Origin of the sequence: Caballeronia pedi (assembly GCF_001544915.2) — a bacterium.
Classification (GTDB): Bacteria; Pseudomonadota; Gammaproteobacteria; order Burkholderiales; family Burkholderiaceae; genus Caballeronia; species Caballeronia pedi.
In genome coordinates this window covers 69,646-83,550 of sequence record NZ_FCOE02000015.1, presented here as the reverse complement: position 1 = coordinate 83,550, position 13,905 = coordinate 69,646, and the positions used below count along the sequence as shown (strand labels likewise).

Annotated in this window: 10 protein-coding genes and 1 tRNA gene; 9 read left to right on the top strand and 2 right to left on the bottom strand. The window is 64.5% G+C overall.

The window, feature by feature from the left end:
• Nucleotides 1-15: 15 nt before the first annotated feature.
• Both dxs and folE2 read left to right on the top strand, forming a co-directional pair.
• Complete coding sequence (gene dxs, locus AWB80_RS22325) at nt 16-1,932, top strand: 1-deoxy-D-xylulose-5-phosphate synthase (RefSeq protein ID WP_061176828.1); 1,917 nt, start codon at nt 16-18, stop codon at nt 1,930-1,932.
• A 142-nt stretch (nt 1,933-2,074) separates the two neighbouring features.
• A complete protein-coding gene (gene folE2, locus AWB80_RS22320) occupies nt 2,075-2,881 on the top strand; it encodes a GTP cyclohydrolase FolE2 (RefSeq protein ID WP_061176827.1) in 807 nt (268 codons plus the stop codon).
• 7 nt (nt 2,882-2,888) lie between these two features.
• On the opposite strand, the gene AWB80_RS22315 is transcribed toward folE2, so the two are convergent.
• Complete coding sequence (locus AWB80_RS22315; protein WP_061176826.1) at nt 2,889-3,806, bottom strand: LysR substrate-binding domain-containing protein; 918 nt, start codon at nt 3,804-3,806, stop codon at nt 2,889-2,891.
• Nucleotides 3,807-3,911: 105 nt separating this feature from the next.
• Here AWB80_RS22315 and AWB80_RS22310 point away from each other — a divergent pair, with 105 nt between their 5' ends.
• Both AWB80_RS22310 and AWB80_RS22305 read left to right on the top strand, forming a co-directional pair.
• Complete coding sequence (locus tag AWB80_RS22310) at nt 3,912-5,141, top strand: MFS transporter (protein ID WP_087131526.1); 1,230 nt, start codon at nt 3,912-3,914, stop codon at nt 5,139-5,141.
• 37 nt (nt 5,142-5,178) lie between these two features.
• Nucleotides 5,179-5,805 (top strand): glutathione S-transferase family protein, encoded by a 627-nt coding sequence (locus AWB80_RS22305; RefSeq protein ID WP_061176824.1) that lies wholly within the window; start codon nt 5,179-5,181, stop codon nt 5,803-5,805.
• Nucleotides 5,806-5,811: 6 nt separating this feature from the next.
• Here the strand turns inward: AWB80_RS22305 and tsaD are convergent, their stop codons facing one another.
• The gene (gene tsaD, locus AWB80_RS22300; RefSeq protein ID WP_061176823.1) at nt 5,812-6,840 is read right to left on the bottom strand and encodes a tRNA (adenosine(37)-N6)-threonylcarbamoyltransferase complex transferase subunit TsaD; all 1,029 of its coding nucleotides are present in this window, start codon (nt 6,838-6,840) and stop codon (nt 5,812-5,814) included.
• Between the two features lie 75 nt (nt 6,841-6,915).
• Between tsaD and AWB80_RS22295 the strand changes: the two genes are divergently transcribed.
• The 5 genes from AWB80_RS22295 (at nt 6,916) to AWB80_RS22275 (ending at nt 13,375) form a co-directional block, all read left to right on the top strand.
• Complete coding sequence (locus AWB80_RS22295) at nt 6,916-8,142, top strand: BaiN/RdsA family NAD(P)/FAD-dependent oxidoreductase (protein ID WP_061176897.1); 1,227 nt, start codon at nt 6,916-6,918, stop codon at nt 8,140-8,142.
• Nucleotides 8,143-8,358: 216 nt separating this feature from the next.
• Nucleotides 8,359-8,805, top strand: a complete 447-nt coding sequence (locus AWB80_RS22290; protein WP_061176822.1) for a GatB/YqeY domain-containing protein — start codon at nt 8,359-8,361, stop codon at nt 8,803-8,805.
• A gap of 21 nt (nt 8,806-8,826) precedes the next feature.
• Nucleotides 8,827-10,710: a DNA primase gene (dnaG, locus tag AWB80_RS22285; RefSeq protein ID WP_061176821.1), complete on the top strand. Its 1,884-nt coding sequence runs from the start codon at nt 8,827-8,829 to the stop codon at nt 10,708-10,710.
• 399 nt (nt 10,711-11,109) lie between these two features.
• Nucleotides 11,110-13,173, top strand: a complete 2,064-nt coding sequence (gene rpoD, locus AWB80_RS22280; protein WP_087131516.1) for an RNA polymerase sigma factor RpoD — start codon at nt 11,110-11,112, stop codon at nt 13,171-13,173.
• Nucleotides 13,174-13,298: 125 nt separating this feature from the next.
• A tRNA-Ile gene (locus tag AWB80_RS22275) sits at nt 13,299-13,375 on the top strand.
• Nucleotides 13,376-13,905: the final 530 nt, after the last annotated feature.

The following is a 13,905-nucleotide window of genomic DNA, read 5'->3' as shown; positions in this document are numbered from 1 at the left end:
TAAAATGGGACGACGATGTACGACTTGCTGAAAACCATCGACGATCCGGCCGATTTGCGGGCCCTCGATCGCCGCCAACTGCAACCGCTGGCCGACGAGCTGCGGGCCTACGTGCTCGACAGCGTGTCCCAGACGGGCGGCCATCTGTCGTCCAATCTGGGCACGGTCGAGCTGACGATCGCGTTGCACTATGTGTTCGATACGCCTAATGACCGCATCGTATGGGATGTCGGCCATCAGACGTATCCGCACAAGATCCTGACTGGCCGTCGCGATCAGATGCCGGGCCTGCGTCAACTGGGCGGCATTTCCGGCTTCCCGCGACGCTCCGAGTCCGAATTCGACACCTTCGGCACCGCGCACTCCAGCACGTCGATTTCGGCGGCGCTCGGCATGGCGATCGCCAACAAGCTGCAGGGCGACAACCGCTTCTCGATCGCCGTGATCGGCGACGGCGCGATGACCGCCGGCATGGCCTTCGAGGCGATGAACAACGCGGGCGTCGCGGATGACGTCCCGCTGCTCGTCATCCTCAACGACAACGACATGTCGATCTCGCCGCCGGTCGGCGCGTTGAATCGCCATCTCGCGCGCCTGATGTCGGGCCGCTTCTACGCCGCCGCGCGCGCGGGCGTGGAACGCGTGCTGCGTCACGCGCCGCCGGTGCTCGACCTCGCCCGCAAGCTCGAAGAGCACGCGAAGGGCATGATCGTGCCGGCCACGCTGTTCGAGGAATTCGGCTTCAACTACATCGGGCCGATCGACGGTCACGATCTCGATTCGCTGATCCCGACGCTGCAGAACATCAAGGAACTGCGCGGCCCGCAATTCCTGCACGTCGTCACGAAGAAAGGCCAGGGTTACAAGCTCGCCGAAGCCGATCCGGTGCTCTATCACGGTCCGGGCAAGTTCAATCCGGCCGAGGGCATCAAGCCGTCGACGGCGCCTTCGAAGAAGACTTACACGCAAGTGTTCGGCGAGTGGCTGTGCGACGCCGCTGCGCAGGACTCGCGCGTGGTCGGCATCACGCCGGCGATGCGCGAAGGCTCCGGCATGGTCGAGTTCGAGAAGCGCTTCCCAGAGCGTTATTTCGATGTCGGCATCGCCGAGCAACATGCGGTCACGTTCGCGGGCGGTCTCGCGGCAGACGGCATGAAGCCCGTCGTCGCGATTTATTCGACCTTCCTGCAACGTGCCTACGATCAGTTGATCCACGACGTCGCGTTGCAGAATCTGCCGGTCGTGTTCGCGATCGATCGCGCGGGTCTGGTCGGCGCCGACGGCGCGACGCACGCGGGCAACTACGATCTCGCCTTCCTGCGCTGCATTCCGAACATGACCGTGATGGCCGCATCGGATGAAAACGAGTGCCGCCAGATGCTCTACACGGCCTTGCAGCAGCCGAACCCGACGGCGGTGCGCTATCCGCGCGGCGCAGGCACCGGCGTCGCGACGGTCAAGCAGATGACCGCGATTCCCGTCGGCCGTGGCGAGATGCGCCGCGAGTCGTCGCAGAAGCTCGGCTCGGGCAAGCGCATCGCGATCTGCGCGTTCGGCACGATGGTCGCGCCGTCGCTCGCAGCGGCGGAAGAGCTCGATCTGACCGTCGCCAACATGCGCTTCGTGAAGCCGGTCGACGCCGACCTGCTGCGCGAGCTCGCCGCGACGCACGACGCCATCGTGACGATCGAAGAAGGCGCGATCATGGGCGGTGCGGGTTCCGCGTGCGTAGAAGCGCTGCTCGCCAGCTCGATCATCAAGCCCGTGCTGCAACTCGGCCTGCCGGACGTTTTCATCGATCACGGCGATCCGGCCAAGCTGCTGTCGAGCGTCGGACTGGACGCGGCCGGCATCGCGCGCTCGATTCGCGAACGCTTCCTCGATGCCATCGAAAGCGCCAATGCCGGCAAGCTGACCAAGCGCGTCGCCTGACGCACGGCTGAAAACGGCGCGCTCGGGGCGCGCCGCGCATCAACGCTTTGGCACACGGCGCGGGCTTAATCCCGCGCCGTGTGCGCTTGAACGTTTCGAACCGCTCGCGTCTCGCGCGATGCGGCGCATAAGGACAAAACAAATGAATCAGATGAATCCCGCCTTCGTGATGCCCGACGTCCAGAGCACCCCCGACACGCGTCAGATCGCGATTCAGCGCGTCGGCGTGAAGGGCGTGCGCTATCCGCTGACGGTATTGACGGAAGACGGGCTGAAGCCGACCGTCGGCGTATGGAATCTCGACGTTCATCTGCCTGCCGAGCAAAAGGGCACGCATATGTCGCGTTTCGTTGCTTTGCTGGAAGAAAACCGCCTGCCGCTTGATCAGCACGCGCTGCGCGGATTGCTCGCGCTGATGCTGGCGAAGCTCGAAGCGCATTCCGGCCGTATCGAAGTGACGTTGCCGTACTTCGTGATGAAGACCGCGCCGGTCTCGGGCGTGAAGAGCCTGCTGGACTACGAAGTGACGTTCATCGCGGAGCGGCGCGACGGCGACACGCGCATGTCGATCAAGGTGCTCGTGCCCGTGACGAGTCTGTGCCCGTGTTCGAAGCAGATTTCGCAATATGGCGCGCATAACCAGCGCTCGCACGTCACGATCGCGGCGGAGCTGATCGAGGATATCGCGGTCGAGGATCTTATTCGCATCGCCGAGGAAGAGGCGTCGTGCGAACTGTGGGGCTTGCTGAAGCGCCCGGACGAGAAGTTCGTGACCGAGCGCGCGTATGAAAATCCCAAGTTCGTCGAAGACCTCGTGCGCGATATCGCGACGCGCCTGAACGCGGATGCGCGCATCGTCGCGTATGTGCTCGAAGCGGAGAACTTCGAGTCGATCCACAATCACAGCGCCTACGCGGTGATCGAGCGGGACAAGCGCCGCGCTGTTTGAGCGCGTCTCAGGCGAGCGCCGTTTCCGAGGGAACGTGCGACTGCCGCACCGAAGCCATCACGAGCGACGCCAGCCGCTCGACCGGCGGCGACGCGCTTCCCGATGCGCGATGCAGCGCCAGCGGAATCGATGGCAGCGCGGGCAATCCGCCTTCGCCGGCGTCGAGCGCGCGAACCGTCGACGGCAATCCGTAGCTCGTGCGCACAGTGACGCCCAAGCCCGCCGCCGCTGCTGCCCATAGCCCCGACAAGCTCGGGCTCGTGAACGCCACCCGCCACTTGATGCCCGCCCGATCCAGCGCGGCAGCCGCGGCGCTGTGAAACAGGCAAGGCCGGTCGAACGCGATGAGCGGCAAGGGCTCGTCGGCGTCGAAGTGCCACGGAACCGTCGATGACGCGATCCAGCGCATCGGCGGCGCGGCGATCGGCTCGGCGATCATCGCGGCGTTGCTGTCGTCGGTGACGGCGCTCGCGCCCCACACGAGCGCGAGATCGAGTTGCCCGGAATCGATGCGCTCCAGCAATTCCGTATTACGCGCGACCCGCGCTTCGATCCGCACCTTCGGATGCGCCCGTGCAAAGCGGCCGAGCACATCCGGCAACACCACTTCGCCGAAATCCTCCTGCAAACCGAGCCGGATCCATCCTTCCAGATCGACGCCGCGTATTGCCACGGCGGCTTCGTCGTTCAGTTCGACGAGACGCCGCGCGTAGCCGAGCATCACCTCGCCGGCGTCGGTGAGCGCGAGCCCGCGCCCAGCCTTGCGAAACAGCGGCGCGCCCGCCTGCTCCTCCAGCTTGCGTAGCTGCGCGCTCACCGCCGACGTCGAGCGTCCGACGCGATCCGCCGCCTTCGCGAAGCTGCCTAGATCCATCCCTGCGACGAAGCTGCGCAGCACCGCGAGATCGAAGGTCGTCTGGCTCATTATGATCGTCCTGATTTTCTGAATTATCGTTTAAAAACTTTGCGATTTTCAGGACGATGCTAAGCCTTCACACTGGTCGCAGTCAAATCCGACATGGACCGCGTGATGGCCACTCCTCTCGTTCTGAAATCGAAAAATGCGCCCGTGCTCGGCGGCGGGCATCGCTGGAAAGTGCTCGGCGTCGGCGTGGCGGCCAACGCGAGCTTCTCGGCCGCGGCGGCGGGTATTCCGACGACGGCCGTGTGGATGCGCAGCGGCTATCACCTGAGCAACGGCGAACTGGGCCTCGCGCTCGGCGCGCTCGGTCTGGGCGTAGCGCTGTCCGAGTTGCCGTGGGGCGTGCTGACCGATCGCTGGGGCGATCGTCCGGTGTTGCTGACCGGTTTGCTGTCGACGGCCGCGGTGCTCGTCGCGATGAGCCTGTACGCGGTGCCGTCGTCGGCGACGCTCGGCTGGCTCGTCTTCGCGATGTGCGCGCTGGGGCTCCTCGGCGGCAGCGTCAACGGATCGAGCGGGCGCGCGGTGATGGCGTGGTTCGCCGAGGGCGAGCGCGGCCTCGCGATGAGCATCCGGCAGACGGCGGTGCCGCTCGGCGGCGGAATCGGCGCGGCATTGCTGCCGTGGCTGGCTTCTTCGCATGGGTTTGCGGCGGTCTACGGCGCGCTGGCGGCGATGTGCGCAATCTCCGGCGCGTTCGCCTGGCGCTGGCTGCATGAGCCGCCGGACGCGGTCCATCGCGCGGCGACGAGCAAAGGCGTTGCGCCGTTGAAGAACGCGCTCGTCTGGCGCGTCGTGCTGGGCATCGGCATTCTGTGCGTGCCGCAGTTCGCGGTGCTGACCTTCGCGACCGTGTTTCTGCACGATGCCGGCCATTTTGGCGTGACGGCGATCAGCGCGACGATGGGCGCGATCCAGCTCGGCGCGATGGCCATGCGCGTGTGGAGCGGCCGTCACACGGACCGGCGCGGCAATCGGCGCGCGTACCTGCGTGGGTCGGTGATCGTGGCGTCGATGTCGTTCGTCGTGCTGGCTGCGGCGATCGTGAGCGGCGCGGCGCGTGCGCCCTTGCTGCTCTCGGCGATGCTCGTGTTTGCCGGCATCTGCGTGTCCGCGTGGCACGGCGTCGCGTACACGGAACTGGCGACGCTGGCCGGCACCGCCCGCGCGGGCACCGCGCTCGGCATGGCGAACACGGCGGTGTACGCGGGGTTCTTCGTGACGCCGCTCGTCATTCCGCAGGTGCTCGCGATCAGTTCATGGCCGACCGTATGGCTGGCGACGGGCCTGTGCGCGTCGTTGGCGTGGCTGTTGTTTCCGAAGCCCGCGCGACCTTAAACTGTGCGTCCGAGAAATCGACCCTGCGGAGCGCACCTTGATCCTGATCGGCCAATACGATTCCCCGTTCGTGCGGCGCGTCGCCATCGCGCTGAAGCTTTACGACATCGCGTATGAGCATCGCCCGTGGTCGGTGTTCGGCGATGCCGACAAGCTCGCGCCCTTCAATCCGCTGATCCGCGTGCCGACGCTCGTGCTCGATTCCGGCGACGTGCTCATCGAGAGCACGATGATCCTCGATTACCTCGATGAACAGGCGGGCGACGCGCGCGCGATGATCGCGCCGGGCGGCCCGCAGCGTCGCGAGGCGCTGAAGGTCTGCGCACTCGCGACGGGACTGGCCGACAAGGCCGTCGCGCTCGTCTATGAACGCGTGTTGCACAAGGAAAGATCGCAGACGTGGCTCGATCGCTGCACGGGGCAGGTGCAGCGCGTGTTGAACGCGCTGGAAGCGGACCGCGCCGCGCGTGCCACGCCTTACTGGTTCGGCGATGCGATCGGGCATGCCGACATCGCCGTGGCCTGCGCGCTGCGCTTCGCGCGCGAGGCGCATCCGGAGATCTTCAGTTCGACGCGCTGGCCGACGCTCATCGGCCATAGCGACCGCTGCGAGACGCTGCCCGTGTTCCGGGCGATCGTGCAGCCGTTCAATCCGCCGAAGTAAAAAGCTTCAGGCGCGCGCGAGCGAGGTGAGATCCCAGCGCGGCTTCACGGTGAACGCGTAGTCGCGCACGGCCTGCTCCGGCCAGCGCGAAAGCCTCAGCGCACCGGCGAGCGCGATCATCGCGCCGTTGTCGGTGCACAGCGAGAGATCGGGGTAATGCACGTCGAAGCGGCGCTTCTTCGCCGCAGCCGACAGCGCTTCGCGCAACTGCCGGTTCGCGCCGACGCCGCCCGCCACGACCAGCCGCTTCAAGCCCGTCTTCTTCAGCGCGGCGAGCGACTTGGCGACGAGCACATCGACCGCCGCATCGACGAAACCGCGCGCGAGATCGGCCTTCGCCTGCTCGCACACGTTGTTGCCGAGCTTGCGGCTTTGCGTGAGCACGGCGGTTTTCAAGCCGCTGAAACTGAAATCGAGATCGCCGGAATGCAGCATCGGACGGGGCAGCGTCACTGCGCCGGGCGTGCCGAACTCCGCGAGCCGCGACACTTCCGGCCCGCCCGGATAGCCGAGGCCGAGCAGCTTCGCGGTCTTGTCGAAGGCTTCGCCGGCGGCGTCGTCCAGGGTTTCGCCGAGCGTCTCGTACACGCCGACGTCGGTTACGCGCATCAGTTGCGTGTGGCCGCCCGACACGAGCAACGCGACGAACGGAAACGGCGGCGGCGCATCGACGAGCAGCGGCGACAGCAGATGCCCTTCCAGATGATGGATGCCTACGGTCGGTTTGTCCCACGCCATCGCGAGCGCATTGGCGATGCTTGCGCCGACCAGCAGCGCGCCCGCGAGCCCCGGCCCCTGCGTGAACGCGATGGCGTCGATGTCGCCACGCTGCGCGCCGGATTGCGCGAGCACTTCTTCGAGCAGCGGCAGCGCGCGCCGGATGTGATCGCGCGAAGCCAGCTCCGGCACGACGCCGCCGTAATCGCGATGCATCGCGATCTGCGAGTGAAGGGCGTGCGAAAGCAGGCCGCGCCCGGTGTCGTAGAGGGCGAGGCCGGTTTCGTCGCAGGAGCTTTCGATGCCGAGAACGAGCATGGATTCAATGCCTTGGAGGAACAGAAAAGTATAGCAGCGGGCGTCAACGCGCGTGCCGAAGGTAAAATGCGCGCCATGGAATCCTTCGATATCGCCGTCATCGGCGCGGGCGCGGCCGGCATGATGTGCGCGGCCGTGGCCGCTCAATCCGGGCGCCGCGTCGTGCTCATCGACCACGCCGAACGTCTCGCCGAGAAAATCCGCATCTCCGGCGGCGGACGCTGCAATTTCACCAACATCAACGCGCAGCCGGCCAATTTTCTGTCGGCGAATCCGCATTTCTGCCGCTCCGCGCTCGCGCGCTACACGCCGCGCGATTTTCTCGCGCTGCTCAAACAGTACCGCGTCAAATGGCACGAGAAGCACAAGGGCCAGCTCTTTTGCGACGACTCCAGCGACACCATCATCGACGTGCTGAAAAGCGAGTGCGATGCCGGCGGCGTCGCGTGGCGGCGCCCAGTCGCCGTGCATGAGATCCGGCACGACGGCGCGCGTTTCGCACTCGACACGAGCGCGGGCGCGATCGGCGCGGAGGCGCTCGTGATCGCGACCGGCGGCCTGTCGATTCCGAAGATCGGCGCGACGGATTTCGGCTATCGCGTCGCGAAGCAGTTCGGCCACACGCTCGTGGATACGCGGCCGGCGCTCGTGCCGCTCACGTTCACTTCGGGCGACTGGGCGCCGTTCGCCGCGCTCTCGGGACTCTCGCTGCCGGTGCGCATCAGTGCAGGAAAGGGCAAGACACGCGGGGAATTCGACGAGGACTTGCTGCTCACGCATCGCGGGGTATCGGGGCCGGGCGTGCTGCAGATTTCGAGCTACTGGAACACGTCGGAGCCGATTCACGTCGATCTGCTTCCCGATGTCGACGCCACCCAGATGCTGATCGAGGCGAAAGCGGGCTCGAAAAAGCAGATCGGCAATTTTCTGGGCGAGCACGTGCCGGCGCGTCTCGCGCACGTGTGGCTCGAGGCGCAGCGCGTGTCCGTCGATGCGCGTCTCGCCGATCTGCCCGACCGCGCGCTGAAGGCGCTCGGCGCATCGCTGTCGGACTGGACGCTCACGCCGAGCGGCACCGAAGGCTATCGCAAGGCCGAAGTCACGCGCGGCGGCGTCGACACGCGCGAGCTGTCATCGGCGACGATGATGAGCGAACGCGTAGCCGGCCTCTATTTCATCGGCGAGGCGGTGGATGTCACGGGCTGGCTCGGCGGCTACAACTTCCAGTGGGCGTGGGCGTCGGGCGTCGCTGCCGGAAAGGCCGCCTCCGAGTTCGCGCGAGGTGCGGCGAGCGCCGCCTGAGCGAGCCTGCCCGGGGGTTTTGGCGAGTCTCGGAATACGAACCCGTTTGCTATACTCAGACGGTCATCGGAGGAGGGTCCTCTCCGCTCTGGCAGGCGCTGGAACGGCCCGCTAAAAGTCCCGCTTGAGGAAGCGTTCCCAAGCGGGTTTTTGCTTTCGCGGGATAGCCCGGGCGCCGGCCGGAATCCATATTTTCGCAATTGCAACGGGTGAAAGATGAGCCTCAAAGACCAGATCAACGACGACATGAAGACTGCCATGCGCGCGAAGGAAACCGAGCGCCTCGGCACGATTCGCCTGCTGCTCGCGGGAATCAAGCAGCGTGAAGTCGACGATCGCGTCACGCTCGACGACGCGGGCATCACCGCCGTCATCGACAAGATGATCAAGCAGCGCAAGGATTCGATCAGCCAGTTCGAAGCCGCGGGCCGCAACGATCTCGCCGACAAGGAAAAAGCGGAACTGGCGGTGCTCGCCGCGTACATGCCCGAACAGCTTTCCGCCGAAGCGATCGCCGCCGAGGTCCAGGCCGCCGTTGCAGCGACAGGCGCCGCCGGTCCGCAGGACATGGGCAAGGTGATGGGCGTGCTCAAGCCGAAACTTGCCGGCAAGGCCGACATGACCGCGGTCTCGGCGCAGGTGAAGGCCGCACTCGCCAAGTAACCGCCGCGGCTTATTCGATCGGTGATTCCGCACGCATTCCTGCAGGATTTGCTCAACCGCGTCGACATCGTCGACGTGGTGGGCCGCTACGTCCAGTTGAAAAAGGGCGGCGCGAATTTCATGGGGCTCTGTCCGTTCCACAACGAGAAGAGCCCGTCGTTCACGGTCAGCCCGACCAAGCAGTTCTATCACTGCTTCGGCTGCGGCGCGCACGGCACCGCGATCGGCTTTCTGATGGAGCACACCGGTCTGAGCTTCCCCGAGGCCGTGAAGGACCTCGCGCAAGGCGCGGGGCTGACGGTGCCGCAGGAGCCATCGAACGGCTTCCGTGGCGGCAGCGGCGGTGGCGAAAGCGCGCCGAGCAAGGCGGTCAGCGTCGCGCTGACCGAAGTCATGCAGACCGCCTGCGATTTCTATCGCAAGCAACTGCGCGGCGCGCCGAACGCCATCGCTTATTTGAAGAAGCGCGGTCTGACGGGCGAGGTCGCCGCGCGTTTCGGCCTCGGCTATGCGCCGGACGGCTGGCAGAACCTCGAAACCGCGTTTCCCGATTATCGGCATGACAACCTGGTGGAATCGGGGCTCGTGATCGTCAGCGAAAAGACCGATTCGCAGGGTCAGGCCCGGCGTTACGACCGCTTTCGCGAGCGCGTGATGTTTCCCATCCGCAATGTGAAGGGCAACGTGATCGGCTTCGGCGGGCGCGTGCTCGACGGCGGCGAGCCCAAATACCTGAACTCGCCCGAGACGCCGCTGTTCAGCAAGGGCAGCGAGCTGTACGGACTGTTCGAGGCGCGACTGGCGATTCGTGAACTGGGCTACGTACTCGTCGTCGAAGGGTATATGGATGTCGTCGCGCTCGCGCAGCTCGGGTTTGCGAACGCTGTCGCGACGCTCGGCACGGCCTGCACGCCGATCCACGTACAAAAACTGTTTCGTCAGACGGATACCGTGGTATTCAGTTTCGACGGCGATTCGGCCGGCCGGCGCGCTGCGCGTCGTGCGCTGGAGGCGGCGCTGCCGCACGCGGCGGACAACCGGACGATCAAGTTCCTGTTTCTGCCGAAAGAGCACGATCCGGACAGCTACGTGCGCGAGTTCGGCACCGACGGATTCGGCGAGCAGATCGATCGCGCGATGCCGATGTCGCAATTCCTGCTGAACGAGGTGTTGAACGACAAGGAACTGGAGCAGCCCGAAGGCCGCGCGAAAGCGCTCTTCGATGCGAAGCCGCTGCTGCAGGCGCTGCCCGCGAACGCACTGCGGGTGCAGATCCTGCATATGCTCGCGGACCGGCTCGACACGCCGTTCACGGAGATCGCCGCGCTGTGCGACATCGATTCGCGCGCGGCAGCGGTCGCCCGCGCGAACGTGCCGAAGAGCGAGCGCCGCCGCGTGACGGGCCAGGAGCAGCGCGCGTTGCGCAATCTGGTGATGTATCCGGGGATCGCGGTAGCGCTCGATCAGGACATCGAGCGCACGCTCGTCACCATGACCGAGCACGGCGAAATTTTCAGCGAGGTGATCGGCCACGCGCGCGAACTCGGCGGCGAAGCGGAATTCCAGATGCTTTCGGACGTCTTGAGAAATGCAGCAAATGCGCCCACGTACGAAGATATCTTCCAGGAAATTCTCGCCTATGATGAAAACGTTCGCGATTTGCTGATGCGCGACCCGTCGGACGAGGATGCGGCGCAGCGCGTCGAGGAGCAGAAGCGACTGCTCGCGGAGGAATTGCAGGCGACGGTGGTGAAGCTGCGGCACGACAGCTATCGTGCGCGGCTGGATCAATTGGCGCGACAGTCGAGCCTGTCGGCGGAAGAGGTCGCGGAGTTCTCGGAGCTGTCGGCGAAAGTCGCTCAGATCAAGGCTGGACGGGGCGCGAGCCCGGATGGCGGAAAATGAGAATGCTATAATCAGAAGTTCAAAAAGAGTTGCTTTTTGTCAACTGTTGATGCGTTCTGGTGCAGCGTCGACGGGGTCATGCAGCGGTCGGTAGAGGAAGAGGGGCGGGATAGAAGCAGGAAGGCGCTGGCTGAACCGGCGGTCCGGGATGCGGTGTCGTGCGCATACGTGGTGCGCGCCGCACAAATCACACGGAACGGGCCGGTAAGCACGCCGACGAACAGACGGGCATAAGGGAAGCGGCTGCTATTGCGGGTAGGGCGAGAAGACGATTCACACTCGTTCGATCCGCGATGGCGCCCCGGGCAGGGCACGCAGGACGAAGCAGCGTGCGCAGATTGGGTATTCACGGTTCCATCGGCTGTTGTCCAGCAGCCGCGAGTCGAGACTAAAGCCGGTATGGCGAACTCCATGACGAAAAAGCTGAACGATGTATCCGTCGAAGACGACGCAATGCAAAACGCAGAGTCTGGCGCCGCTCCCGCGGCGAAGGTCGAGAAGGCCAGGGCCCGCGATCGCCGCGCGAAGGAAAAGGCACTGCTGAAGGACGCGTTCTCGTCGAGCGCTCCCGGCACCGTCGAGGAACTCGAGGAGCGGCGCGGCAAGCTGCGCGCGCTCATCAAGCTCGGCAAGGAGCGCGGTTTCCTCACGTACGGCGAGATCAACGATCATCTGCCCGACAACTTCACGGAAACCGAGGCGATCGAAGGCATCATCAGCACGTTCAATGACATGGGCGTGGCGGTGTATGAGCAAGCGCCCGACGCCGAAACGCTGCTGCTGAACGACAACGCGCCGAATGCCTCCTCCGACGACGAAGTCGAGGAAGAAGCCGAAGTCGCGCTCTCCACCGTCGATTCCGAATTCGGCCGCACGACCGACCCGGTGCGTATGTACATGCGCGAGATGGGCACGGTCGAGCTGCTGACGCGCGAAGGCGAAATCGAGATCGCGAAGCGGATCGAAGACGGTCTCAAGCACATGGTCATGGCGATCTCCGCCTGCCCGACGACCATCGCGGACATCCTGGCGATGGCCGAGCGCGTCCAGAACGAGGAAGTGCGCGTCGATGAACTCGTCGATGGCCTGCTCGATCCGAATGCGCAGGACACGGACGGTTTCTCCGAGCAGGAAGCGGAGGCGATCGAATCCGAGGAGGAGGAAACCGAGGAAGAGAAAGAGAGCGACGAGGAAGAGGAAGAAGAGGACGACGGCAGCGCGCAGGCCAGCGCCAACGCTGCGCAGCTCGAAGCCCTGAAGGCCCAGTCGCTTGAGAAGTTCGCGCTGATCAGCGAATGGTTCGACAAGATGCGCCGCGCCTACGAGAAGGAAGGCTACAAGTCGAAGGCGTATCTGAAGGCGCAGGAAGCCATCCAGACCGAGCTGATGAACATCCGCTTCACGGCGCGCACCGTCGAGCGTCTATGCGACACGTTGCGTGCGCAAGTGGACGAGGTGCGTCAGGTCGAGCGGCAGATTCTGCATACCGTCGTCGACAAGTGTGGCATGCCGCGCGCGGAGTTCATCACGCGTTTCCCTGGCAACGAGACCGATCTCGAATGGTCCGACAAGGTCGTTGCCGAAGGGCACGAATACAGCGCGGTTCTGGAGCGCAATATTCCGGCGATCCGCGAACAGCAACAGCGTCTGCTCGATCTTCAGGCGCGCGTCGTGCTGCCGCTGAAAGACCTGAAGGAAACCAATCGTCAGATGGCGGCGGGCGAACTGAAGGCGCGTCAGGCGAAGCGCGAAATGACCGAGGCGAATCTGCGTCTCGTGATTTCCATCGCGAAGAAGTACACGAACCGTGGCTTGCAGTTCCTCGATCTGATCCAGGAAGGCAACATCGGCCTGATGAAGGCGGTGGACAAGTTCGAATATCGGCGCGGCTACAAGTTCTCGACTTACGCGACGTGGTGGATTCGTCAGGCCATCACGCGCTCGATCGCCGACCAGGCGCGCACGATCCGCATTCCGGTTCACATGATCGAGACGATCAACAAGATGAACCGCATCTCGCGTCAGATTCTGCAGGAGACCGGTCTGGAACCGGACCCGGCGACGCTGGCCGAGAAGATGGAAATGCCGGAGGACAAGATCCGCAAGATCATGAAGATCGCGAAGGAGCCGATCTCCATGGAAACGCCGATCGGCGACGACGACGATTCGCACCTTGGCGATTTCATCGAGGACACGAATACGGTCGCTCCGTCCGATGCGGCGCTGCATGCGTCGATGCGCGATGTCGTGAAGGATGTGCTCGACTCGCTGACGCCACGCGAAGCGAAGGTGCTGCGTATGCGTTTCGGGATCGAGATGAGCACCGATCACACGCTCGAGGAAGTCGGCAAGCAGTTCGATGTCACGCGTGAGCGGATTCGCCAGATCGAAGCGAAGGCGCTGCGTAAGCTGCGGCATCCGAGTCGGTCGGACAAGTTGAAGTCGTTTCTGGAAGGGAACTGACAGGGCTTGTTTTGAGAGGCGTTGTGAGGCAAACTCGCTACCCTTCGAGAGCCGCGCTGCGCAATGTTCGGAAGTATGGAAAGCGCCCGTAGCGGCGCTTTCTTTTTGCCCTCTGTGTGCAAAAAGGGCCGGAAGCTTAACTGGTATAAGCTGTCGACTCATAATCGACCGATAGTGGGTTCGAGCCCCACCCGGCCCACCAGCTATTTCTTCGTTATATCAAACGGATAGCGGTTTTGCGTCCCTGACGAGGGGTTTTCAGGGACAGTCCGGGGACAGTTTCGGGGACCATGTGGGTCTCAGCACCCATACGGGCCTTTCACTTTGCGCTCTTGCCGAGTCTACATTTGCGCCGCCGCCGCTCGGGCCTTTCCTGTTCGCTAGTTATCCCAAAAATAAAAGTAGCCGACGAAGGGAACATGGCCCTGAGATCAGCGCGCTTATCGCGGGGCGAAGGTACAGCGGTTCGCCGCCTCGACGACGGTCGTCACCTTCGCGGAACAGGCGGAGCCGAATTGCCAGAGGAAATTCAGGTGGTGGCCGCATGTCGCGTTTTCCAGCCGCGAATAGCTAGTTCGACGTCAGCGCGGCAACCAGTCTTCCGACGCCAAAACGGAAACCGATTTGAGGCCATTGTCGACCCCTTCCTCGCTCTTCGACTGAACGCCGCCGCTACGGGTCGCGTCGAACGTGCAACGATCGCCCGAGCAGTCGTCTCGGAGGCCGGCCAAC